Origin of the sequence: Spongiibacter tropicus DSM 19543 (genome assembly GCF_000420325.1) — a bacterium.
Taxonomy (GTDB): domain Bacteria; phylum Pseudomonadota; class Gammaproteobacteria; order Pseudomonadales; family Spongiibacteraceae; genus Spongiibacter; species Spongiibacter tropicus.
The window spans coordinates 232529-255506 of the sequence record NZ_ATUS01000005.1; the positions used below are offsets into that span (position 1 = coordinate 232529).

Consider the following 22978-nt stretch of genomic DNA (forward strand, 5'->3'; position numbering starts at 1 on the left):
GCACGCAACGACTATGACACAAAATTGTATTGCCCGTGTTGACATGTCATTAAACGCCGTTTATGTTTCATCGAATAATGTAACATAATAAATTGAAGCATAAGGGCATGTCACAATGGCTAGTTTTAGCACACTCCGCGTGGGCAGCATAGCGCTGACCTGTGTTCTCCCGCTGTCTTCCTGGGCAGCAAAACTCGAAGAAGTCGTTGTTACCGCACAGCACCGTGAGCAGAGCTTGCAGGATGTGCCGGTGTCGGTGAGCGCCATCAGCGGCGACAAAATGATGGAGGCGGGCATCAACCGCATGGAGGATCTCCAGGCCTATGTTCCCAATCTGACCGTTACCGAGAGCGGCATCAGCACAGATATCTACGTGCGGGGCATTGGCACCGGGATGAACCAGGGCTTTGAACAGTCGGTGGGGATGTATGTCGACGGTATTCACTACGGACGTGCCCAGCTGGCTCGTGCGCCGTTTCTCGATTTGGCGCGTATCGAGGTGCTGCGCGGGCCGCAGAATATTTTGCAGGGCAAGAACAGTATTGCCGGCGCCTTGAATATTATTACGGCTTCTCCGGGCGAAGAAGTTGAGGGCTTGTTCTCGGCGCTGTATGAGCCCGAGTACGACGAAAAGGTGCTCGATCTGATGTTGTCCGGACCGGTAACGGACAATTTCGGACTGCGTTTTGCCGCCCGTCTGCGGGAATACGGTGGCTACATCGAAAACATTCTGCTGGATCAGAATGAGCCGCAATATGACCAGGCGACGTTCCGCATCAAAGGGGTGTGGGATGTGACCGATAATTTGCGGGCGTCGCTGAAGTACGAGCGGGGCAAATTCGACAGCATTGGCCGTCAGGCAGAAATTATTAACGACGAGCCGTCCACTGACCCCAATCCGGTACTCTTTGGCCGTACTCAGGCTGAAATTCTCGACCGCAGTTTTATCCCGCCGGTGCTGGATGTGGACACCGACGAGGCAGTATTGAATAACTATCAGGACTTTAAAAACGCTTCTAATGGCAACTACAGCAACAATGACACCCACAATCTGACGCTCAACCTTAACTGGGTGAGCTCTGGCGGTCACGAGTTCTCGTCGATCACCGGGCTGATGAAATATAAGTACGATGACCTGTGCGATTGCGACGCTACGGCCGCGGAGCTATTCAAGTTTGAGCTGCAGGAAGACTATAAACAGTACAGTCAGGAGTTCCGCTGGGTATCACCGGGCGGGGAGAAGATCGATTACATCGGTGGCGTTTACTTCCAGTACAACGATCTGGAATTCCGCGATCGCCTGGTGCAGGACTCCAACCTTGTGGTCGAACTGCTCAACGCGGCGGACCTGATAGAAGGCGGTGCCAGAGGGGATATTGATCCACTGGGTCTGGCTCTCGATCCCTTTGAATTGCTGGGCATTGGCGATGCTGGTAACGCCGTTCGCGATATTGCCGGTCCGCGCCTGTTCCTGAGCGAAACCAAAATTGCGTCGGCGTTCCTGCAGTCCACCATTAACGTCAGTGACACGCTGCGGCTGACTTTGGGCGGACGTTATACCTACGAGAATAAGGAAGGTAGCCGCGACCTGACGATTACGGATCTGGATGGCAACGAATTGCCTCAGGGCGAGGTGGACACCGTGGCCGCGATCACCTTTGCCATGGAGCGACACAGCCTGCGCGGCGAGCGCAGCGAAAGTCAGTTTTCCCCCTTGGTTAACGTACAGTGGGACTATTCTGCTGATGGCATGGCGTATTTTACCGCCACCAAGGGCTTTAAAGCCGGCGGTTTTGATGCCCGCTCCAACGCGACGCCGGATGATGAGCTGACCTATCGCAATCCGCTGGCCACCGTGCCGAACCAGACCGTATTGGTCGGCACTTTTGAGTACGACGAAGAAGAGGCGATCAGCTACGAGCTGGGGTTGAAGACGGGCCTGCTGGATGGGGCGGCGGAATTCAATATTGCGGCCTTTTACACTGAATACAGTAACCTCCAGATCAGTATTTTTGATGGCAGCATCGGCTTTAAAGTGGGTAACGCCAAAGAAGCGGTGACCATGGGTATTGAGATGGATGGCCGCTGGCAGGTGACTGACTACCTGAGCCTCGGCGGTGCTCTGGCCTTATTGGATTTTGAGTTCACCGACTTTCCCAATGGGCAGTGTCGGCAGGATCAGGTCTCGGACTCTCCGAATGGCCGCGACTGTAACTACACCGGCTGGAGCAATCAGTATGTTGCAGACTGGTCCGGCACTTTCATTATTGGCTACATCCGTCCCATCAGCCACACCCTGGGGATCGGTGCCTCGCTGGACGTGATCTTTACCGATGACTACAACCCATCCAGCAACCTCGATCCCCGTGTAGAGCAGGACGCGTTCTACAAAGTGAACGGCCGCCTGGGTATAGGCGCTATTGATCAAAGCTGGGAGCTGGCGCTGATCGGTAAAAACCTCACAGACGAAGTTATCGTGGTTTACGCCGCAGACACGCCATTGGCGAAAAACCTGTTCGGCACGACCAGCCATACCGGTTTCATCGATGCGCCGCGCTCCGTCGCGCTGCAATTCACTTACCGCATGTAAGGGAGAAGACCAATGCAAGCAGTGTTGAAACGCGCCTGCGCTGTTCTATGTCTGTTGCTGTTGTGGGGGCCGGTGCAGGCCGGGGAGTGGGAGTTAGCCAGGCAGAAAGATGGCATTACGGTGTACACCCGCGAGGTGGCTGATTCGGCTTTTCGCGAGTTTCGCGGTGAGGTGGAAATTGCCGCGAATATCAATTCGCTGATGGCGGTGCTGGATGATACCGCCAACTTTACTCAGTGGATGCATCAGTGCGCGGAAGCCAAGCTGCTCCACAAGGAATCACTGCTGGAGCGCTATCAGTACCTGGTGAATGATTTCCCCTGGCCCGCGGCCGATCGTGTGCTGTTGTTGCGCAATCGCATCAGTCAGGCGTCTGATCGAGTGGTGACCGTCAGTCTTGAAGGGGTAGTGCCAGACGCGCTGCCGGTGCAGGCGAAGAATGCGCTACCGGAGAATAAAAGCGCGAAGTGGGTAAAACATGCGAAGGGCTTTTATCGACTGACGCCAATGGGCGATACGCGCACGGCGGTTGAGTTTCAGCTTCATCTCGACCCGGCTGGCGCCTTGCCTGCCTCCCTGGTCAATAGCCTTATTGTCGACAATCCCTTCGATACGCTGCGACAGTTGCGGGATCAGGTAGTGGACGCAAAATACGCGCATTTCGATCCCTTCTAAGGCGTCGCATGACGCCTAATCTTTAGCGCTCAATTGTACAAAAATAAGACTAAATTTAATTTGACATTGATTTGTGTAACGTTAATTATACATCAAACGGTGTAACATAAATCAGTGAGCTATTTACAGGAGCTTAGACATGAAAACCGAAGTCATGCCCGTACGCCGCAACCTTGAGTTCAATCTGCCCGAGTCCCGGATTGGGGATTGGCACGCAGACGGCGTCCATGTGAGTCACTTCTTTAATGCCATGTCTCTGTTTTTCCCGGATGGCGAGCGCTTCTTCATCGACAGTGTGCGCGCTTACCGGGATGAGATTCACGACCCTGAATTAAAAGAAGCTGTGCGGGGCTTTATCGGCCAGGAAGCCATGCATGGCCGCGAACATGAAGAGTACAACGAAGCACTGGAAAAGCGTGGTATGCCCGCCAACCGTAACAGTCGCATGATTTTGGGGTTGCTCAACTTTACGCGCAAAATTGAAAGCCGGGCAGGGCAGTTGGCCATTACCATTGCACTTGAGCACCTGACTGCGATTCTCGCGGACGTTGTGTTGCGCGAGCCGCGTGTGCTTGAGGGGGCCGAGCCCCGCTTCGCTGCGCTGTGGCGCTGGCATGCGATGGAAGAGACCGAGCACAAAGCCGTAGCCTTTGATGTGTATCAGGCGACTGTCGGCAAAGGGCCGGTGGCGTATTTCCGTCGCTGCTTTGCGTTGCTGATGGCTACCTTGATCTTCTGGATCATGGTGATTCCCATTCATATCGATATGGTGCGTCGCGAAGGCAAGCTGTTCAGCCTTTCTGGTTGGTGGGGAGCCATGAAGTTTCTCTGGGGTAAGCCCGGTGCGCTGCGTCGGGTTATTCCTGACTGGCTGGATTTCTTCAAGCCCGGTTTCCACCCCTGGGATCACGATAACCGCCGCTTCCTCGATGGTGTGGACGACTTGGTACAGGAAGTTGAGGGCTACGGTGAAATGGCGGGAGTTCGCTCGTGAATGTGCCGGTGACGCCTGGCACGGATGCATCTGCAGAGGTGGCAATTGCCACTTTGGAAGCTCGCTTCATGGCGGGGCCGCTGGCAATGATTGATGAGGGCGCGCTTAAACGCTGGCAGCCCAAGCCTATGGGCTGGTTCTTGCGCTTACAGCAGCTGTTGGCGCAGCGCGCAGGGCTGCGAAGCCTTTACTGCGAGGTTGACGGGCACCGGATCAACTATTGGACAGGCGGAAATGTCGATGGCCCGACCATGCTTCTGCTGCATGGTTTTGGCGCCAGTCGCGAGAACTGGCTGACAATCGCACCCCTCCTGGCTAAGCAATTCCACCTGTTGATCCCGGATCTGCCGGGCTTCGGCCGCAGCAGCTTTTGCGCCGACGCCGATTACTCTCTTGCTGCGCAGGCATCGCGCGTTGCCCAGTTGCTGCGCCACTGCGATCGCGGCCCAGCGCTCGTCGTCGGGAGTTCCATGGGGGGCGCGATCTCTGCACAACTTGCTGCCCGGTATCCGGGACGGGTGGCTGCGCTGTGCTTGATGAATGCGGCGGGTGCACCCGCAGAGCGCCTGAGTGTGCTGGAGAGCGGTTTGGCGGCGGGGGTGAACCATTTGGCGCCGTCAAGATTGGAAGACGTATCCAAGGTCTTCGACATCTGCCTGCATCGTCGGCATCGCCTGCTAGGGCGCCTGCTGGCGTTCTTTATGGCCAAAGATATGGTGCACCGTTACCCGGTAAACCGTTTTCTGTTCAAGGGACTGGCGACCTCGCTGTCAGATACTTGGGCCTGTTTGCCCGACATCGCTGCGCCGACCCTGGCCCTTTGGGGGGACAGTGATCGCGTGCTGGATATGAGCTGTGGATCAGCGTTTGTACAGCGCATTGATCAGTGCCAATTGACGGTATTGCCCGGTGTCGGGCACCTGCCAATGATTGAATCGCCCGGCGATACCGCGCAGTTACTGCGGGATTTCTGGGCGAGTAATAAGGAATTTTCGCTATGAACGCAGCAAAAACATCAGGGACCAATAAGACTCGCTGCCTGGATGTTGCCATTGTTGGGGCAGGTTTTGGTGGGCTCGGCTTGGCTATCCGACTCAAGCAGAATGGTATTGATAATTTCCGCATTTTTGAGCAAGCCGAGGACGTAGGGGGAGTCTGGCGGGACAATCGCTACCCCGGTGCGGCCTGCGATGTGCCCTCGCATTTGTATTCGTTTTCCTTCGAGCCCAAGCCGGACTGGGGCCGTGTATTCAGCCCTCAGCAGGAAATTTATGCGTATCTGCGCCATTGTGCAGACAAGTACCTGCTGCGCCCAAAGATTCGTTTTGGCACCCGCGTTACCGAGGCGCGATTCGATGAAACTCGCGGTGAATGGGAGGTGGCGCTGGATACCGGTGAGCGGTGCCGGGCTCGCGCACTCATTATGGCGGTCGGCGCTCTCAACGTGCCTCAATACCCGGATATTGAGGGTATGGATAGCTTTGGCGGCACCGTCATGCACACGGCCGAATGGCAGTCCGATTGCTCGCTGAAAGGAAAGAAAGTTGCCGTTGTGGGCACGGGCGCCAGCGCCATCCAGGTCATACCGAGTATTCAGCCCGATGTTGAGCAGTTGACCGTCTTTCAGCGAACCCCGCCGTGGGTGTTGCCCAAGCACGATCGCTCCCTGAGTATGGCGGAGCACCAGCGCTTCAAGCGTTGGCCCTGGTTGCAGAAAATGCTGAGGCGCCTGCAGTACATCAAAATGGAAAGCGTGCTTCCCGCGTTTATCTGGGACAGCCTGCTCACGAGAATCGGTGAAGCGGCGGCAAGGCGATACATTAATAGTCAGATTCGCGATCCGGAGCTGCGCAATAAATTGACGCCGGATTACTCCATTGGTTGCAAGCGGGTACTGCTCTCTGACGATTACTACCCGGCGCTGCGTCAGCCCAATGTGGAGGTGATTGCCGAGGGTGTCGCGAGGATGGATGAGTCCGGTATTGTCGCCAGCGACGGCGAACGTAGGGATGTAGATGTTGTCGTCTTGGCAACCGGCTTTAAAGTGCCATCGGCCGGTGCGCCGATGCCTATATATGGCTTGGGCGGCCGGAAATTGCAGGATGATTGGGCAGTGGGGGCTGAGGCGTATAAAGGCATCAGCGTGACAGGCTACCCCAACATGCTGTATCTCATGGGGCCTAATACCGGTCCGGGCAATACCTCCGTTATCTTTTATATCGAGTCGCAAATTCGCTATGTCGTTAAGTACCTCAAGCGCCTGCAGGCGTTCTCTGATGGCAGCTTGAACGTGCGGCCCGTCGTGCAGCGCGACTTTAATCAACGCATCGACCGAATGTTCCAGGGCACAACCTGGACCTCGGGTTGCCACAGTTGGTATCTCACGGAGGACGGTCGAAATACCACTCTGTGGCCCGGCTTTTCCTGGCGTTATCGAATGGTGACCCGGCACTTTGCTCTCGGTGATTACGAGCTCGTACCTCACCGCTCTGCAAGTGTGGAAGCCAGCGAGGAGCCGGTGTCCGCTGGTGAAGCCGAGTTAAGTCTCCCCTGATTAGGAAATCTTCGTATGTCGCAAGAACAACGGGTATACGCCATTACCGGTGCTGCGTCGGGTATCGGCCTGGCGCTGGTAAAGCAGTTGCTGGAAGCGGGGCAGTGCGTAGCCGCTTCTGATATTTCCGCTGAGGCCTTGGCCGATATGCGGGCACTGGCGCCTGAGGCGCAGCTTATGCTGAGCCCATTGGATGTCGCGGATCGCGAGGCGTTTAACGCTTGGGCCGATGCCGTGGTCGAGCATTTTGCCGGGGTCGATGTCATTGTTAATAACGCAGGTGTGTCACTGAGCTGTCATGCGGGAGAGCAGCCCCGTGAGCACTTTGAATGGCTGTTTAATATCAATTTCTGGGGGGTGGTAAATGGCTGCGAAGCCTTCTTGCCACATTTAAGCGCCCGCAACGGCACGATCGTTAATATTTCAAGTCTGTTTGGCCTGATGTCGGTGCCCTCCCAGTCGGCCTATAACTCGGCGAAGTTTGCGGTTCGCGGCTATTCAGAATCGCTGCGTCAGGATTTGCGCGGCAGCGGTGTGTCGGTGTTGACGGTCCACCCTGGCGGCATCAAAACCAATATCGCCCGCAATGGCCGCCATTTCCATGATCTGCAAGGCAATGCGCGTGGCTTGGATGCAACCGCTGCCAGTTTCGATCGCGTTGCGCGAACCAGTCCCGAGTCAGCCGCCGCCGCTATACTGCGCGCCTTGCGTAAAGGGCGCCGCCGCTTGTTGATTGGCGGCGATGCTCGCTTGCTGGATGTCATTCAGCGCATGTTTCCCGGGCGATACGACCAACTGTTGGGTCCGCTGCTGCGCTTCGGCTGAGGGGAGTGCTGCCAGCGGCGACGGGCACTGGTATGCTTGGCGCCTTGTTGTGCAGGAGGGCCCCATGGCGAAGGCGATTCAACTGGATGATTCCTGGCTGGCAGAGCTGGCCGGGGAATTTGAGCAGGATTATATGCAGCAGTTGCGCGCGTTCCTGCAGCAGCGTCGCGAGCAGGGGGCGACGATTTACCCAAGACCCTCTGAGTGGTTTGCCGCACTGGATGCAACGCCCTTTGATAAAGTGAAAGTGGTGGTGCTTGGGCAGGACCCCTATCACGGTCCACATCAGGCCCACGGTCTCTGTTTTTCTGTTCAGCCCGGCGTGCCGGCTCCTCCGTCGCTTGTGAATATTTTTCAGGAACTGGAACAGGATGTGGGGATTCCCCGGCCAAGTCATGGCTACCTTCAATCCTGGGCTGAGCAGGGTGTATTGCTGCTGAACAGTGTGCTGACGGTAGAGCAGGGGCAGGCGGGCGCGCATCAGGGGCGCGGTTGGGAGCGTTTTACCGACGCCGTGGTGGACGCGCTGAACCGCGATCGAGAAGGCTTGGTGTTTATGCTGTGGGGGTCGTACGCTCACAAAAAAGGGGCGGCGATAGACGCGCGCCGCCACTTGGTGTTAAAGGCGCCTCACCCCTCTCCGTTGTCGGCTTACCGTGGCTTTTTTGGCTGCCGCCATTTTTCCAAGGCCAACGATTACTTGCAGGGACGTGGTGAGGCGCCGATCAACTGGCAATTGCCCACCTCAGTCTAGTGTTCAGTCTTCGCCGATCTCCGGCAGGGGATAGGGCAGCTCCAGCAGGCTGAGTGGCTGTGTTTCTCCCGCCAGGTGAATGGCTTTGTCCAGCGCGTTGATGCTTAACACCGCAGACACAAGCGCTTGGCCGTTCTCGCTGTACATCGAAACAACGTTACCGATACTCGACGCTTCGTCGTCGGCAAATAACTCGCTGCCCGGCGTGGCTGGGGTGTCGCGGTTCACGGTCGCTGCATAGAGACGGCGCTTCAGCTTTCCACGGTATTGCATCCGGGCGACCACTTCCTGTCCGGTGTAGCAGCCTTTTTTGAAGTTCAGGGCGCCAGTGAGCTGGTAGTTCAGTTGTTGCGGGACAAACATGTCCTGGGTGGCTGCGCAGACGTCGGCAATACCGGCGCGGATATTCTCTGCTTCCCAGCGACCACCCGGCACGACGCTGGCGCCTTCGCTGAGCGCGGGCCAAAGTTCACAGGCACGCTCGTTACTCAGCCAACACTCAAAGCGCTTGCCGTCATGGTCGCTTTGAATGACCAAGGTGTCGGGGGCAGTTGCAACGCTGCTCAGCTCGCCTTGAGGGCATCTGCCGAACACGGCGGAAATTTTAGATTGGGCGTCATCGCCCCAGAGCGCGATGACGTGATGCTGACGGCGCGTTTCGCTGATGCTGGCTTTCGAGAAGACAATATACTTGTTTAAGAGCAGTCGGGTGCTCTCGCAGAGGTCGGCAGACATGCGTAGCAACGCGCAGTCTTCGCTGGGCATGGCGCCTACAAAGCTGCTGACAACTCGCCCCTTGAGGTTGCAATAGGCACCTCGACTGGCCTGCTCGGCAGTGATTTGCTGCCAATCGCAACTGGTTTGGCCCTGAAGAAACTTACGGCTATCCGGGCCGTCCAGTCGCAGGAAGTCGTAGTGCAGCAGCGGACTGATATTCAGTGCTGAACCAGGCTCCTCGGTGCCCGGTTGCCAATAACTTTGCGCGTCTATCTGGCTGTCGGGGTAGTGTGTTGCGAGTTGTGCTTCGAAGGTACTCATAAATCCTGTTGCCGACATTGTGTCGAATTTGGAAGTGGGGGAGGTTCACGTAACGGCCCCCGAACACGGTATACTAGGCCGTCTTTCATGGGCTGGCGAATGATTTGTCTGCCCGTTTTCAGTGCAGTGGAAAATAATGCTTTCAGAAAACGAGATCAAGCGAATTTACTGGGCCTGCCGCCGAGGCATGCTGGAACTTGACCTGGTCATGGTGCCATTTTACGAGCAACGCTTCAGGGCGTTAAGTGAGGTCGATCAACAGCGCTTTGTTAAGCTGCTGGAATGTGAGGATACCGAGCTGTTCCAGTGGTTTCTCGGAAAAGGCTCGCCGGAGGATCCCGAGTTGGCCAGCATCGTCAATGACATCAACGCCTTTTCTAAAGCCGCTAAGGCTTGAGCCGACGTTCTCAAATCGCTTGGCGGCCTCACTGGTGGCCGCCGCGGGGATCGTATGCGTTCTTTTATTCCCTCTCGATACCGGCTTAATACAACGGGGCGTTCCCTCTGCGGCAAGCACCGTTGTACGTCTTTTCCTTCAGCTTACGCTTGCCGTCTATGCCGGCGTTTGGCTCCGCCGGCTGACATCTCGCTCGCGCTGGTGTCCTGCTGAGTTGCTGTTGCGCGACGGGCGGGCGGATATCCGCTGGCAGGAGACCGCTCTTCCGGTGCAGCTGACACCACGTTGGGTGGGGGCGCGATTGATTGTGCTGGTCGTTGACGATGGCCAGTGCCGCTGGCCGTTGCCGTTGTTCTCACACCAGCTTCCCGCTGACGACTTTCGTCGCCTTCGGGGGCTGGTCAATCTCGGTGCTGTCGGGGACAGGGTTCAGCTATCGCGGCGATAGTTGTCGGGGACCAGAACTGTGTCTTTGGCCACATCTAATGTTTCGGGGTAATCGAGCGTGTAGTGCAGGCCGCGACTTTCTTTGCGCTGCATGGCACTGCGAATAATCAGCTCGGCAACCATCGCAAGGTTGCGCAATTCCAACAGGTCGTTGCTGACCTTGTAATTGGAGTAATACTCGCTGATTTCCTGCTGTAGCAGGGCTGCCCGGTTCAGGGCACGCTGCAGGCGCTTGTCGGTGCGTACGATGCCGACGTAGTCCCACATAAAGCGCCGTAACTCATCCCAGTTGTGGGAGATCACCACGTCCTCATCGGAGTCGGTCACCATGGACTCGTCCCATGGCGGGGCAATCACCGGGGCGGGCAGAGTGTCGAGTTGTGCGCTGATATCAGCGGCTGCCGAGCCACCGTACACCAGGCATTCCAGCAATGAGTTGCTGGCCAGCCGATTGGCACCGTGCAAGCCGGTAAATGAGGTTTCGCCGATGGCGTACAGACCGGGAATATCGCTCCGTCCGTGCTGGTCGACCATGACTCCGCCACAGGTGTAATGAGCTGCGGGTACCACCGGAATGGCTTCGCGGCTGATATCAATGCCGAGTTCCAGGCAGCGGGCGCGAATAGTCGGAAAGTGTTCCAACAGGAATTCAGGGGATTTGTGGCTGATATCCAGATAGACGCAATCGCTGCCAAGTCGCTTCATTTCATGGTCAATGGCCCTGGCGACGATGTCCCGGGGAGCCAGTTCACCGCGCTCATCGTAGCGAGGCATGAACCGCTCGCCACGGGAGTTAAACAGCTTTCCGCCTTCACCTCGGATGGCCTCGGTAATCAGAAATGACTTGGCTTTGGGATGATAGAGGCAGGTCGGGTGGAACTGATTAAATTCCATGTTGGCGACTCGGCAACCTGCTCGCCATGCCATGGCGATGCCATCGCCGGAAGCGCCATCCGGGTTGCTGGTGTAAAGGTAAGCCTTATTGGCGCCGCCGGTTGCCAGTACGACGGTTTTGGCGTGGAACAATTCCACGTGGCCGCTGTCTCTGTTGAGGACGTAAGCGCCGTGGCATCGCCCTGACCGGACAATTAAGTCGATAGCGACGTGCCGAGCGAACAACTTGATGTTGTCGTGCTCCTGAGCGCGAGCGCTGAGGGTCGTTGATACTGCGCGGCCTGTGGCATCCGCGGCATGTATAATGCGGCGCTGACTATGCCCTCCCTCGCGAGTGAGGTGCAGGTCGTTATTGTCGTTGTCAAAACGACTGAACTGGACGCCTTGGGCCAATAGCCAGTCAATAGTGGTGCTGGAGTGGCCGACCGTAAATCGGACGGCGTCCTCGTGACACAGTTGGGCGCCCGCTGTCAGTGTGTCGGCAACGTGCGCGTCCACGCTGTCGTTTTTGTGCAGTACGGCGGCGATGCCCCCCTGAGCCCAGTAGGTAGCGCCTTCGTTGAGTTCGCCTTTGCACAACACGGCGATACTGGCGCGCTCTGCCAGTTGCAGTGCGAGGGACAAGCCTGCTGCGCCGCTGCCGATGACCAGCACGTCGTGGGCGTGATAGTGGCTCATGGGAGGGTGTTTGCTCCTAATGCGGTCCGGCGATACTATGCCGTCGGAGATAATGAGGCGCAAAGTATACTGGTAGCTGCGTCGCTAACCAATATGATGGGCTGAGCGCCTGGCGCCGACCACGGGAAAAAGAATGAGAGAACTTCTTCAGCGTATGCTGGTCTATGCAACAGTTGCTGTTGATTCGTTGTTGGCGGGGATTTATGAGTCAGCCTAAAAATACGGATCAACAACTGGTTGAGCGGGTAAAGAAGGGCGATAAACGAGCCTTCGATATGCTCGTCCTCAAATACCAGCACAAGATTTTTGGTTTGATCTCGCGCTATGTCAAAGACAGCGATGAAGTGCAGGATGTTGCTCAGGAAGCCTTTGTCAAAGCCTATCGTGCTTTGCCTAAGTTTCGGGGCGATAGTGCCTTCTATACCTGGCTATACCGTATTGCGATCAACACAGCCAAGAACTATCTGGTGGCACGTAATCGGCGGCCACCGGGCAGTGACGTCGATGTGTCTGATGCCGAGTATTTTGACGGGCCATCGGCACTGAAAGATATCGAATCGCCGGAAAACCAGCTCTACGGTCAGGAGTTGCAGGCGGTTGTGCAGGATGCCATTAAATTATTGCCAGAAGATTTGCGTTCTGCGCTAACTCTTCGCGAATTTGATGGTCTTAGCTATGAAGATATTGCGGCGGTGATGGATTGCCCCGTTGGAACGGTCCGTTCGCGGATATTCCGCGCGCGGGAGGCGGTGGATAGTCGGGTTAAGTCCCAGATGAGTGGCGAAGAGGTGTAATTATGAATGATACCGTCAGAGAATCGTTGTCGGCGCTGATGGATGGGGAAGCCAGCGAGCTGGAGCTGCGGCGTATCCTTAAAGATGAGGATGCGGCACTGCGAAGTGAGTGGGCCTCTCTGAATCGCAATCAGCAATTGATGCATGACGGTGGCTTGCCCTTCGCTGAGCTGGATATTTCGTCTCGGGTGATGGCGGCCATTGACGAGCAGCCGGTAAAAAACAGTGGCAACTGGCGTCAGGCTTTGGCCGGTGTCGCTGTAGCGGCCAGTGTTGCGGCGGTGGTGGTTTTCACTGGTAGCGACCGGATGATGGGCGCGTCGCCGACGGTGGTTGCTCAGCAGGAGACGGTCAGCAATACCAGTGGTCGCGTCTATCCTGCGCAAATGTCGCCGGCAACAGGCGGTGTTGCGGTGAGCGCTAAAGCTGGAGCGATGCCAACCATGACAGCCTCTCCCGCAGGGGAGGATCAGCAGCGCTTCGAAGAGTTGCTGCGTAAACATACAGAGCGCGCATCACTGAATAACGGACAGGGCTTCGTATCTTATGCACGTGTGGTTTCCCAGGAATCCGAATAAGGTGCGTGTTGGCGCCATCCTCGCTTTTGCAGCCATGGCGGCGTGCCACAACGTCATGGCTGATACGTCGGCCGCTGATTGGCTAAAGCGTATGGCAGAAAGTCATCGCACACTGAATTATCAGGGAGTGGTGCGCTACCAGATTGAAGGTAGCACCAACAATTTTAAAATCAGTCATATCGTGAAGGGCGACAGTGAGTATGAATCGCTGGAGTCTCTGGATGATGCCGAGTCCAGTGTGGTTCGCCATGGTCACGATTTGAACTGTGTTCATCCCGGTCCAGAGTTGTTGCGCCTCTTGTCGGCTAACTCCACCGAAAACAGCTTGCTGCACAGCTATTATTCTCTTGCGGTTGCCGAGCCCGGGAGGGTTGCGGGTCGGGAGAGTGTTACCATCGATGTTCGCCCGAAAGATGTCTATCGCTTGGGTTATCGCTTGGGGATTGACGAAGAGTCCGGCCTGTTGTTGAAGTCTGAAATCCTGAATAAGCAGGGCAAGGTGCTCGAGAGTTTCCAGTATCTGGTGCTGGATATGGGCTTGAGTGCGGAGTCAGAGCAGGCTGCCGTCACGCCCGCGGCCCACGATAAAGTGCTGGAAGCATCCTCGCATCTCGACCACCGTTGGAAAGTAGGGTGGTTGCCTGATGGTTTTACGCCGTTGTCGGGCTACCGAGACGTCGAAAGCCTGAGTTATACCGATGGTTTGGCCGTGTTCTCTGTCTTTGTGGAGTCTTTCGCTATCGATCACAGCGTGCCGCCTGATAGCCATATGCGCAGAGGGGCGTCGGTGAGCTACTCCACGATTTATCCTGAACAGGGGCGTCGCGTTACGGTCGTCGGTGAGGTCCCGATGCTGACCGCTCGTCAGGTAGCGCGCTCGATTAAATGGGCGCTGCCGTGATCTGCGAGCGAGGGCGCGTGGTTGCCGCAGACGACAACGCGCTTTGGGTGGAAACGATTCAGCAGAGCAGTTGCTCATCCTGCGCCGCAAAAAAAGGCTGCGGGCAGGGGCTGATGAACAGTTTGCACGACGGTCGGAGAAACCAGATCCGGGTTGCCCTTGACGGGCAATCCGCTGGCGATTACCCCATCGGCAGCGATGTCGATATTGCGATACCTGAATCGGCGCTGTTGGGCGGTGCTTTTGTCGTGTATTTGCTGCCGCTGCTGAGCATGCTCGGTATTATGGCACTGGTTGCCCAGCGGTATGAAAGTGACGGCCTGGCTGCGCTGGGGGCGGTCTTGGGCTTCTTGCTTGGTTTGATGGCTGTGCGCCTGCACGCCTGGACTAGTCGCAACAACCCCCGTTTTCAGCCGAGGGTGATCGGGCTGCACAAGGCGGTCGCCAGCGATGTTATGACCTTTGTTGACCCCCGCTAAGTCCTTGTCTTTGTCACAATAAACGCTGGGCTGCGTAGCCGAGTGGTCGGGCTTTGCGCTACAATCGCGGGCTTATTTTTCCGCTAATGGCCTTGTCCTGGGGTTTTGCCAATCGTGCCTAGTCTCGACCGAATTCGTAACTTTTCTATCATTGCCCATATCGACCACGGTAAGTCGACACTGGCCGATCGCTTTATTCAACATTGCGGCGGCTTGACCGAGCGTGAAATGGCGGAGCAAGTGCTCGATTCGATGGATATTGAGCGAGAGCGCGGTATCACGATCAAGGCGCAGAGTGTCACGCTCAACTACACCGCCAAAGACGGGAATACCTACCAGCTTAATTTCATCGACACCCCCGGGCACGTAGACTTTTCCTACGAAGTGTCCCGTTCGCTGGCTGCCTGCGAAGGCGCGCTGCTGGTAGTTGATGCTGCCCAGGGGGTGGAAGCGCAATCCGTGGCGAACTGCTACACCGCCATCGAGCAGGGGCTCGAAGTCCTGCCGATTCTGAACAAGATGGATTTGCCGCAGGCAGACCCGGACCGGGTCAAGCAGGAAATTGAAGAAATCATTGGTGTGGATGCCTCCGATGCCGTGCCTGTGAGTGCCAAGTCGGGCATGGGGATTGAGGACGCTCTGGAGCACCTTGTTGCCACGATCCCGCCGCCGGAAGGTGATCCGGATGAACCACTGCAAGCGCTGATTATCGATTCGTGGTTCGATAATTATCAGGGCGTTGTCTCTCTGGTTCGGGTTAAGAATGGCACGCTGAAAAAGGGCGATAAAATCATCTCCAAGTCCCTTGGCAAGGCGCACTCGGTGGATGTAGTCGGAATATTTACGCCGAAGCAGACCAGTACCGGAGTGCTCAAGGCCGGTGAAGTCGGCTTTGTAATCGCCGGAATCAAGGATATTCTCGGCGCGCCGGTCGGCGATACCTTCACCCACTCGGCAACACCAGAGGTGGCGGCATTACCGGGTTTTCAAAAGGTGAAACCGCAGGTATATGCAGGGATGTTCACCGTTTCCACCGACGACTACGAGGATTTCCGCGATGCGCTGGGCAAGCTGACGCTGAATGATGCGTCGCTTTTCTACGAGCCGGAAACCTCAGATGCTTTGGGTTTTGGGTTCCGTTGTGGCTTCCTCGGTACGCTGCACATGGAAATTATCCAGGAGCGCCTGGAGCGAGAGTATGACCTCGATCTGATTACGACAGCCCCCACGGTTATCTATCAGGTGCTGAAGAAGAATGGCGAAGAGATCATGGTGGACAATCCGTCTGCCATGCCGGATCCCGGTGAACTCGAAGAAACGCGAGAGCCGATTGCCCGTGTGAATATTCTGGTGCCACAGGAACACCTGGGCAACGTGATGAGCCTGTGTTCCGAAAAACGTGGGGTTCAGATCGATATGCAATTCCTCGGGCAGCAAGTGTCGCTGACTTGGGATATCCCAATGAGCGAAGTGGTACTGGACTTCTTTGATCGTTTGAAATCCGTCAGCCGAGGTTTCGCTTCGTTGGATTACAGCTTCGAGCGCTTTGAAGCGGCCAACCTTGTCAAACTCGATGTGTTGATTAATGGCGATCGCGTCGACGCTCTGGCGATGATTGTGCACCGGGATTTCGCTCAGTCTCGTGGACGACTGCTGGTAGAAAAAATGAAGGAACTGATTCCTCGTCAAATGTTTGACGTGGCGATTCAGGCGGCGATCGGCGGACACGTGATTGCGCGGCAAACCGTGAAGGCGCTGCGTAAAAATGTGACGGCAAAGTGCTATGGTGGCGATGTTTCCCGTAAGCGCAAGCTGTTGGAAAAGCAAAAAGCAGGGAAAAAGCGCATGAAGCAGGTCGGCAATGTCGAGATTCCACAGTCTGCTTTCCTCGCGGTTCTCAAGGTCGATGGATAAGGGACAGATCGCATGGTCAATCTGATATTGCTGGTGGCAGTGGTAGCGTCGCTGCTGGTTTGGCTGGTTCAGGAGCTGAAAGGTCGCCGTCAAATGCAGACGGCGCTGCAGTGGTGTGCTGAGCGCAAGACCGCCAGTGATGCTGATTCACTGCGCGAACAGGTGATACCAGCATGGTTGGAGTGGAGTTATCGCCTGGTATTGGCCTTGTGGCTTGTCTGGCTGGCCAGCGTTGTACTGATAAAGGATGGTGATTTCGCGCTGGCACTGGTGATGCTGACCCTGTTGGCGGGTGTCATTGCCGGTCTGGACCGCTTTGTTTTCCAGAAGGCGAGGGAAGCGTTTGTCAGTGCCGGCAATGTCGCGGTCTATATCACCTATTTCGTAAAGCAGGAGCAGGACAGCCTCAAAAACGAGTTTGGTGGGACACTGCCGATTGCCGAAAATGCCCGGTCATTTTTCCCGGTATTGCTGGTGGTACTGGTTCTTCGCTCGTTTGTCGTCGAACCTTTTCAGATTCCTTCCGCGTCAATGGTGCCAAGCCTTGAAGTCGGTGACTATATTCTGGTCAACAAGTTTAACTATGGCTTACGCCTGCCGGTGACCGGCACCAAATTGATGGAAGTCGGTGAGCCCAAACGCGGCGATGTGATGGTGTTCTTCCCGCCGGGGGACAGTCGCTACTTCATCAAGCGCGTGGTCGGTCTGCCGGGCGATAAACTCCAGTACATCAACAAGAAGTTATATGTGAACGGTAAGCTGATGCCGCAGACGCTGGTGGCCGAGGTACCCCCATTGCAGCCGGTGACTCAAGTCATTCGTGAGCAGCTGGGGGATGTTGCGCACCTGATACATCATGATAAGCGGATATATCGCGGCGACTTTGAAACGACGGTAGCGCCTGGGCACTACTTCATGATGGGCGATAATCGCGATAACAGCAGCGATAGCCGGGTGTGGGGAGAAGTCCCGGAAGAGAATATTGTCGGCCAGGCCTTTGCTATCTGGATGCACTGGCGGTCATTTTCGGAATTGCCCAGCTTTGATCGCGTGGGACGCATTCGCTGAGAGGAAATGAGCATGAGACAACAGCAACGTGGAATGAGTATGCTGTCATTCGTGATGCTTGCGGGCGTTGCGGTGGTTTTGGGTACCATGGTGGTAAAGCTGGCGCCGATATATATCGACTACTGGTCACTGAGCAAGGTGATTGAAGACGTGGTTGAAGAGAATTCCAGCGGTGACACCTCGCCTGCTCAGGTCAGGCAGGCCTTGCAGCGCCGATTTACTACCAACCGCATAGAGGCGGTGTCACTGCGCGATATCACCATCAAAAACAATGACAAGGGAATTCTGATCGACGCGAGCTACGAAAAACGCGTGCCTTTGTTTATTAATATTGATGCGGTAGTCAAATTCGAAGAAGCCCAGTTCCAGATTCTTCGTTGAATATGAGCCGCTATGCCGCCCTCTATGCCCGTCTGGGCTATGTATTTAGTGATGAAGCATTATTGCAGCATGCACTGACGCATCGCAGCTACGGCCCTGAACACAACGAGCGCCTGGAGTTTCTCGGCGATTCCCTGCTGAACATGATTGTTACGGATGTGCTGTTTAGCCGCTACCCTGGTCTCGACGAGGGTGAGCTCAGCCGTATGCGCGCGGCACTGGTCAGCGGTAAAACGCTGGCTCAGGTCGCGACCGAATTGCAGTTGGGCGACAGTCTGCGGCTCGGTGCCGGAGAGCGTAACAGCGGTGGGCACCGCCGAAGTTCAACCCTGGCAGATGCCGTAGAAGCCTTGTTGGGAGCCGTCTATCGTGAGGCGGGCATGCAGGCCTGTCGAGACTGTGTCATGCGCTGGTTTGCCAGTCGATTGGATCAACTGGACCCCACGGCCAGCCATAAAGATGCTAAAACCCGTTTGCAGGAGTTGCTGCAGGCCCGCAAGCAACCGTTGCCGGACTACCAGCTTTGTGGCACTGAAGGTAAAGCCCACCAGCAGGCATTCACCGTGTCCTGTGTTGTTTCATTATTGAGTGACCCAGTGGTTGCGACGGGAACCAGTCGCCGCAAAGCGGAGCAGGCCGCCGCTGAAGCCGTGTTGGCGCGTTTGGAGAAATGACTATGAGCCAAGAGGCAATGCCCATGCGTTGTGGCTATATTGCGATTGTGGGGCGTCCCAATGTGGGTAAGTCGACCCTGCTCAACCACATTCTGGGTCAGAAACTCAGCATTACTTCCAGAAAGCCCCAGACAACCCGGCACCAGGTGCTGGGAATTAAAACGGAAGGTGATATCCAGGCGATCTATGTCGATACGCCGGGGCTGCATCTGCGTGATGAAAAGGCCATTAATCGCTATATGAACCGGGCGGCCAGCGCGGCGCTGGCAGATGTGGATCTGGCGTTGTTTGTGGTCGATCGCGATCGCTGGACGGATGAGGACGACTTGGTCCTTGAGAAATTGCGCCATGCCGAGTGCCCCGTGGTATTGGTGGTGAATAAAATTGATCGCCTGGCCGACAAGGCAGAGCTGTTGCCGCTGATTGAATCCTTGAGCACGCGCTTTGAGTTTGCCGACATTGTGCCGGTGTCGGCGCTGCGGGGACACAATCGGGATGATCTTGAAACGCTGATTCACGGCTATTTGCCCGAGGGCATTCATCTGTTTCCCGAAGACCAGATTACTAATCGCAGTGAGCGCTTCCTGGCCGCTGAACTGGTGCGCGAAAAGATTATGCGGCAGCTTGGTGAAGAGGTCCCTTACGCCATGACTGTGGAGATCGAGGAATTCAAAGCCTCTCCCAGGCTCATAGAAATTTCCGCACTGATCCTCGTTGAACGCCAAGGACAGAAGAAAATCCTCATTGGTGAAGGGGGGAGTCGCTTGCGGCAGATTGGTACAGAAGCCCGCAAAGACATGGAAAAGGCGTTTGACAGCAAGGTCATGCTGCGGCTATGGGTCAAGGTGAAGTCGGGCTGGTCCGATGACGAGCGTGCTCTGCGCAGCTTGGGATATACCGATCTCGACTGATGAGTACGGCGCGCGTTGAGGCAGAGCCGGGCTATGTTCTACATGTTCGCGCGTATCGCGATACCAGCGCCATTATCGATGTTTTCAGTCGCCATCACGGTCGCGTTAGTGCTGTTGCCAAGGGGCTGAAGGCCAATACTAAAGGCAGGCAGCGCTGGCGCGCAGATCTACAGCCGGGCAATTTATTGTTCCTGTCTTGGTCTGGAAGAGGGGAGCTGAAAACGCTCTCGGATGTGCAGCTCAACAGCCGCTTTCCCCTTAAGGGTGATGCGTTGTATTGCGCTTTCTACGTCAATGAGTTGTTGCAGCGCCTGTTACATCCACTCGACCCCCAACCAGATATTTTCTCTCTTTACGGCCAATGCCTGCTGGGCTTGTCTCGCGACCCTGAGCCGGAATTGGCGCTTCGACATTTTGAGTTTGCCCTGCTCAACCAACTGGGCTACGGGGTGGATTTTTCGACGCTTGATGATTGCCCGGCCGCGAGTGTGGGGTTTCATCCCGAGCAAGGGTTCCTGCTGCCTGAGCTGTTGCCGCCTGATAGCCCCCGGTTCCCAGTAGCTGATCTTCAGCGAATAGCCAGCTACGATTTCGACGCAGACAGCCTGAAGGTCGCCAAACAGTTGTCACGACTTGCGCTGGCGCCGCTATTGGGTGGGCGACCGCTGAACAGCCGAAAGCTGTTTATGCAGGCGCGAAAGCGGTCTTACGAGCAGAAATAGTTAGTCGAACATCACGTCAAGGTCATGTTCTTCATGCCAGGTCTGGAGCTCATCAATGCATCGGAGAACCGCCTGGGCAGCATTCGTTGTGTCGGCAGCGCCGTTATTCAATGCCGCTTCCAACGCAGTGGTTGAGGCCTGGAGATGGGGGACGCCGGTATAACAACAGCTACCTTTCAGGCCGTGATTCAGTTGATCCAGCAGCTTCCAGTCACCAATGTGCAAACTCTGCTCAATGTCACGGCGTTGCGCCGGGAGCTGGTTCAGCAGCATTTTCAACATATCCTTTGCCAGCTCTGGCCTGTTTTTGGACAGCGACAGGCACTGCTTGATGTCTACGGGGCGAGGCACGGTATCGTTATCAATAGGCTCGATGATGTTCGGTAGCGCACATGATGGCGACAGGTGGCGAGCGAGAATTTTTTCCAATTGCGCCTCGTTGACGGGCTTGCTGAGGTAATCATTGATCCCTGCCTCTCGAAGTTGGGACGGGTTGTCAGGGGCAAGATAGGCAGAGATGGCCGCAATAGGGGTGTGGATATTGAGGCCCGTTTCGCGAATTTGGCGACTGGCCTCTATCCCGTCCATTTGCGGCATTTGTATATCGATGAAAATTAATTCAAAGCGCTGGTCCTGGCAGTAGGCAACAGCTTCTATCCCGTTCTGCGCGGTTACCGGCTTAATGCCGAAATCTCCCAAAAAGCTCGACAGAATGTGGAGGTTCGATGGGTTGTCGTCGACGATTAATACGGCACTGCCGCTGTATGCAGTTGATCGCTGATAGGGCTTGGTGCTGTATCCGCTGCGCAGGGCATCAAACAAACGCACATGCGAGACGGGTTTGCTCATCCAAATTCGGCCATCGTTATGCTCGATATCTTCGGCATGTGCACTGAGTACCACCGTCGGATGTTGGCTGTTGTTGGGTGGCAAGTCGCCGGGATCTTCGTCCTTGTCCAGGCTGATCAATGTGTATTCGCATTGGCTGTCAAGCTCACTGAGTTCGCGGCAGCTATGCACCTCCATGCCCCAGCCCTGCAGCAGCGCTTTCAGTGACTCGGCATAGTATTGGCTGCGGTCATAGACGGCGATCCGCTGGCCATTCAGCGCTGTAAAGTTGCGCATTTCGACTGCGCTGTGGTCTATCGGCAGTCGCAGCGTGAACCAGAAGGTAGAGCCACGTCCCGGCTCACTTTCCAGGCCGACTTCACCGCCCATTTCTTTCACGAGACCTTGTACGATGACCAGGCCGAGGCCGGTTCCGCCATACTGCCGGGTGACCGAGGCATCCGCCTGGGTGAAGTTGCCGAAGATCAGTTTCCGTTGTTCGGCGCTGATGCCGATACCGCTGTCACTGACTTTAAACTCCAGAAGAGCACTTTCCTCGTCGGATTCCTTGCAATGTAAGTCGATGCGAATATGGCCGCAGGGCGTGAATTTGATGGCGTTATTGATCAGATTTGTAAGGATTTGTCGCAGCCTCAGGGAGTCGCTCAGTACACTTTCGGGGCAGTCCGGCTCGATAAACAGCGCGAGATCCAATCCTTTGTCGGCGGCGCCAGGCGCCAGCATAATCAGCGTATCTTCCATCATTTCCCGCAATTGTACGGGGGCGTTGTCGAAAACGAGCTTCCCTGCTTCCAGCTTCGAGAAGTCCAGGATGTCGTTGATGATCGTCAGCAGGTTAGTGGCGCTGTTGCGTATGGTTTCGACGGCTTCGCGCTGACGGCCCTTGATATCGGCTTTGAGTAGAATATTACTGAAGCCCAGTATGCTGTTCAGCGGGGTTCGAATTTCGTGGCTGGTATTGGCGAGAAACTCGGACTTCATCCGGTTGGCGGTAATGGCCTCTCGACGGGCCAGGTCGAGCTCGATATTTTGGACTTCCAGGGTTTCCAGCGTTTCCCTCAGGTCGCTGTTGGATTGCTCCAGGTTCTGCTGAAGCTCCTTCAGCGCCTGAATCTGCGAGGCGTTGAGGTGGTTCAACTCCTCCGCAATGCTGGTGAATTCGTCATTGCCGGGCATAAAAAAGTGGATGTCCCGTTCGCCGCTGCTCAGGCGGCGGGCAGCATCTCTAAGTCCTTTTAAGTCACGGCTGATATTGTGGTTGATGTAGCTGAAAATGATGACACAGAACAGCACCGTCAGGCCGAGAAACATCGAGCCGGACAGCAGAGACTGATATTTCATCAGCTCATATTGATGCCAGCTGTAACTCATTTTTGCCCAGCCGAGAACATCGTTGCTGTTCGCAGCGGAGGGCTGATTATTTGGGGGAGTTATCGTCCATACCACGTCAAGCTGTTTGCCATTGTCGACCAGCTGGTAGGGAGTGGAGAGGCTTAAACCTGAAATGTCCGGTGTTTCCGTCGCCGGCCCGGAGTGGCTCAGCAACTCCAGATTTCGGTCGTAGACGCTCACAGCTCGCACACCGTTTTCTTCGAGTGCCGATTGGGTCAGTTCATCAAGCAGGTCATAGTGGCGGTCCTCCAAGGTATGGGCGACGACCACACTGAGCTGGCGCGCAGCGGCCAGTGCCCGGTCCGACATGATGTCCCGGGTGGTCGACAGCTGATTGTGGATGACGTAAATACTGAAGCTCAGGCAAACCGCAAGAACCGGCAGTAGTCCCAGGAAAATGATGAGCCGTTTGAATCCGTAACGCCTGCGCATGGTGAACTGGAGCCTTTCACTGCGGCAATGGTATTAT

General features: G+C 56.0%; 22 protein-coding genes. 19 read left to right on the forward strand and 3 right to left on the reverse strand.

What is annotated here, in order from left to right; translation table 11 throughout:
* The first annotated feature begins 115 nt into the window (after positions 1-115).
* From G411_RS0117375 to ung, 7 genes are all read left to right on the forward strand, one after another.
* Entirely contained in the window at positions 116-2590 is a 2475-nt protein-coding gene (locus G411_RS0117375) for a TonB-dependent receptor (protein WP_037509861.1), read from the forward strand.
* Between the two features lie 12 nt (positions 2591-2602).
* Complete coding sequence (locus G411_RS0117380) at positions 2603-3265, forward strand: START domain-containing protein (protein ID WP_022960486.1); 663 nt, start codon at positions 2603-2605, stop codon at positions 3263-3265.
* Between the two features lie 139 nt (positions 3266-3404).
* Positions 3405-4259: a metal-dependent hydrolase gene (locus G411_RS0117385; RefSeq protein ID WP_022960487.1), complete on the forward strand. Its 855-nt coding sequence runs from the start codon at positions 3405-3407 to the stop codon at positions 4257-4259.
* Complete coding sequence (locus G411_RS0117390; RefSeq protein WP_022960488.1) at positions 4256-5260, forward strand: alpha/beta fold hydrolase; 1005 nt, start codon at positions 4256-4258, stop codon at positions 5258-5260. Before G411_RS0117385 ends, G411_RS0117390 begins: the two co-directional genes overlap by 4 nt.
* Positions 5257-6813: a flavin-containing monooxygenase gene (locus G411_RS21060; RefSeq protein WP_022960489.1), complete on the forward strand. Its 1557-nt coding sequence runs from the start codon at positions 5257-5259 to the stop codon at positions 6811-6813. Before G411_RS0117390 ends, G411_RS21060 begins: the two co-directional genes overlap by 4 nt.
* 15 nt (positions 6814-6828) lie before the next feature.
* Positions 6829-7638 (forward strand): SDR family NAD(P)-dependent oxidoreductase, encoded by an 810-nt coding sequence (locus G411_RS0117400; protein WP_022960490.1) that lies wholly within the window; start codon positions 6829-6831, stop codon positions 7636-7638.
* A gap of 64 nt (positions 7639-7702) precedes the next feature.
* Entirely contained in the window at positions 7703-8392 is a 690-nt protein-coding gene (ung, locus tag G411_RS0117405; RefSeq protein ID WP_022960491.1) for a uracil-DNA glycosylase, read from the forward strand.
* Positions 8393-8395: 3 nt separating this feature from the next.
* On the opposite strand, the gene ygfZ is transcribed toward ung, so the two are convergent.
* On the reverse strand, positions 8396-9430 hold the full coding sequence (gene ygfZ / locus G411_RS0117410; RefSeq protein ID WP_022960492.1) for a CAF17-like 4Fe-4S cluster assembly/insertion protein YgfZ: 1035 nt from the start codon (positions 9428-9430) through the stop codon (positions 8396-8398).
* Positions 9431-9566: 136 nt separating this feature from the next.
* Here ygfZ and G411_RS0117415 point away from each other — a divergent pair, with 136 nt between their 5' ends.
* Positions 9567-9827, forward strand: coding sequence for an FAD assembly factor SdhE (locus tag G411_RS0117415; RefSeq protein ID WP_022960493.1), 261 nt, complete (start codon positions 9567-9569; stop codon positions 9825-9827).
* Between the two features lie 268 nt (positions 9828-10095).
* The gene (locus G411_RS22600) at positions 10096-10275 is read left to right on the forward strand and encodes a hypothetical protein (RefSeq protein WP_157581397.1); all 180 of its coding nucleotides are present in this window, start codon (positions 10096-10098) and stop codon (positions 10273-10275) included.
* Here the strand turns inward: G411_RS22600 and nadB are convergent.
* Positions 10257-11846 carry an L-aspartate oxidase gene (nadB, locus tag G411_RS0117425; RefSeq protein ID WP_022960495.1) on the reverse strand — a complete coding sequence of 530 codons (1590 nt, stop codon included), beginning with the start codon at positions 11844-11846 and terminating at the stop codon, positions 10257-10259. The genes G411_RS22600 and nadB overlap by 19 nt on opposite strands.
* Positions 11847-12049: 203 nt before the next feature.
* Between nadB and rpoE the strand changes: the two genes are divergently transcribed.
* From rpoE to recO, 10 genes are all read left to right on the forward strand, one after another.
* Positions 12050-12640, forward strand: coding sequence for an RNA polymerase sigma factor RpoE (gene rpoE / locus G411_RS0117430; protein ID WP_022960496.1), 591 nt, complete (start codon positions 12050-12052; stop codon positions 12638-12640).
* 2 nt (positions 12641-12642) lie between these two features.
* The gene (locus G411_RS21685) at positions 12643-13218 is read left to right on the forward strand and encodes a sigma-E factor negative regulatory protein (RefSeq protein ID WP_022960497.1); all 576 of its coding nucleotides are present in this window, start codon (positions 12643-12645) and stop codon (positions 13216-13218) included.
* A gap of 55 nt (positions 13219-13273) precedes the next feature.
* Positions 13274-14119 (forward strand): MucB/RseB C-terminal domain-containing protein, encoded by an 846-nt coding sequence (locus G411_RS0117440; protein WP_281168409.1) that lies wholly within the window; start codon positions 13274-13276, stop codon positions 14117-14119.
* Entirely contained in the window at positions 14116-14598 is a 483-nt protein-coding gene (locus G411_RS0117445) for a SoxR reducing system RseC family protein (RefSeq protein ID WP_028968569.1), read from the forward strand. Before G411_RS0117440 ends, G411_RS0117445 begins: the two co-directional genes overlap by 4 nt.
* A 114-nt stretch (positions 14599-14712) precedes the next feature.
* Positions 14713-16512, forward strand: coding sequence for a translation elongation factor 4 (gene lepA / locus G411_RS0117450; RefSeq protein WP_022960500.1), 1800 nt, complete (start codon positions 14713-14715; stop codon positions 16510-16512).
* Between the two features lie 12 nt (positions 16513-16524).
* The gene (gene lepB / locus G411_RS0117455) at positions 16525-17580 is read left to right on the forward strand and encodes a signal peptidase I (protein WP_022960501.1); all 1056 of its coding nucleotides are present in this window, start codon (positions 16525-16527) and stop codon (positions 17578-17580) included.
* A gap of 12 nt (positions 17581-17592) precedes the next feature.
* Positions 17593-17961: a DUF4845 domain-containing protein gene (locus tag G411_RS0117460; protein ID WP_169530738.1), complete on the forward strand. Its 369-nt coding sequence runs from the start codon at positions 17593-17595 to the stop codon at positions 17959-17961.
* 2 nt (positions 17962-17963) lie between these two features.
* Positions 17964-18635: a ribonuclease III gene (gene rnc / locus G411_RS0117465; protein ID WP_022960503.1), complete on the forward strand. Its 672-nt coding sequence runs from the start codon at positions 17964-17966 to the stop codon at positions 18633-18635.
* Between the two features lie 2 nt (positions 18636-18637).
* The gene (era, locus tag G411_RS0117470; RefSeq protein WP_022960504.1) at positions 18638-19546 is read left to right on the forward strand and encodes a GTPase Era; all 909 of its coding nucleotides are present in this window, start codon (positions 18638-18640) and stop codon (positions 19544-19546) included.
* Positions 19546-20268 carry a DNA repair protein RecO gene (recO, locus tag G411_RS0117475; RefSeq protein ID WP_022960505.1) on the forward strand — a complete coding sequence of 241 codons (723 nt, stop codon included), beginning with the start codon at positions 19546-19548 and terminating at the stop codon, positions 20266-20268. Before era ends, recO begins: the two co-directional genes overlap by 1 nt.
* On the opposite strand, the gene G411_RS0117480 is transcribed toward recO, so the two are convergent.
* Positions 20269-22941 carry an ATP-binding protein gene (locus tag G411_RS0117480; protein WP_022960506.1) on the reverse strand — a complete coding sequence of 891 codons (2673 nt, stop codon included), beginning with the start codon at positions 22939-22941 and terminating at the stop codon, positions 20269-20271. It abuts the gene before it with no gap.
* Positions 22942-22978: the final 37 nt, after the last annotated feature.

What these genes read in the sequence shown, in the direction of transcription:
- G411_RS0117375 (WP_037509861.1), top strand. Translation starts at nt 116, where the DNA reads ATGGCTAGTTTTAGCACACTCCGCGTGGGCAGCATAGCGCTGACCTGT.
- G411_RS0117380 (WP_022960486.1), top strand. Translation starts at nt 2,603, where the DNA reads ATGCAAGCAGTGTTGAAACGCGCCTGCGCTGTTCTATGTCTGTTGCTG.
- G411_RS0117385 (WP_022960487.1), top strand. Translation starts at nt 3,405, where the DNA reads ATGAAAACCGAAGTCATGCCCGTACGCCGCAACCTTGAGTTCAATCTG.
- G411_RS21060 (WP_022960489.1), top strand. Translation starts at nt 5,257, where the DNA reads ATGAACGCAGCAAAAACATCAGGGACCAATAAGACTCGCTGCCTGGAT.
- G411_RS0117400 (WP_022960490.1), top strand. Translation starts at nt 6,829, where the DNA reads ATGTCGCAAGAACAACGGGTATACGCCATTACCGGTGCTGCGTCGGGT.
- ung (WP_022960491.1), top strand. Translation starts at nt 7,703, where the DNA reads ATGGCGAAGGCGATTCAACTGGATGATTCCTGGCTGGCAGAGCTGGCC.
- ygfZ (WP_022960492.1), bottom strand. Translation starts at nt 9,430, where the DNA reads ATGAGTACCTTCGAAGCACAACTCGCAACACACTACCCCGACAGCCAG.
- G411_RS0117415 (WP_022960493.1), top strand. Translation starts at nt 9,567, where the DNA reads ATGCTTTCAGAAAACGAGATCAAGCGAATTTACTGGGCCTGCCGCCGA.
- nadB (WP_022960495.1), bottom strand. Translation starts at nt 11,846, where the DNA reads ATGAGCCACTATCACGCCCACGACGTGCTGGTCATCGGCAGCGGCGCA.
- rpoE (WP_022960496.1), top strand. Translation starts at nt 12,050, where the DNA reads ATGAGTCAGCCTAAAAATACGGATCAACAACTGGTTGAGCGGGTAAAG.
- G411_RS21685 (WP_022960497.1), top strand. Translation starts at nt 12,643, where the DNA reads ATGAATGATACCGTCAGAGAATCGTTGTCGGCGCTGATGGATGGGGAA.
- G411_RS0117440 (WP_281168409.1), top strand. Translation starts at nt 13,274, where the DNA reads ATGGCTGATACGTCGGCCGCTGATTGGCTAAAGCGTATGGCAGAAAGT.
- lepB (WP_022960501.1), top strand. Translation starts at nt 16,525, where the DNA reads ATGGTCAATCTGATATTGCTGGTGGCAGTGGTAGCGTCGCTGCTGGTT.
- G411_RS0117460 (WP_169530738.1), top strand. Translation starts at nt 17,593, where the DNA reads ATGAGACAACAGCAACGTGGAATGAGTATGCTGTCATTCGTGATGCTT.
- rnc (WP_022960503.1), top strand. Translation starts at nt 17,964, where the DNA reads ATGAGCCGCTATGCCGCCCTCTATGCCCGTCTGGGCTATGTATTTAGT.
- era (WP_022960504.1), top strand. Translation starts at nt 18,638, where the DNA reads ATGAGCCAAGAGGCAATGCCCATGCGTTGTGGCTATATTGCGATTGTG.
- recO (WP_022960505.1), top strand. Translation starts at nt 19,546, where the DNA reads ATGAGTACGGCGCGCGTTGAGGCAGAGCCGGGCTATGTTCTACATGTT.
- G411_RS0117480 (WP_022960506.1), bottom strand. Translation starts at nt 22,941, where the DNA reads ATGCGCAGGCGTTACGGATTCAAACGGCTCATCATTTTCCTGGGACTA.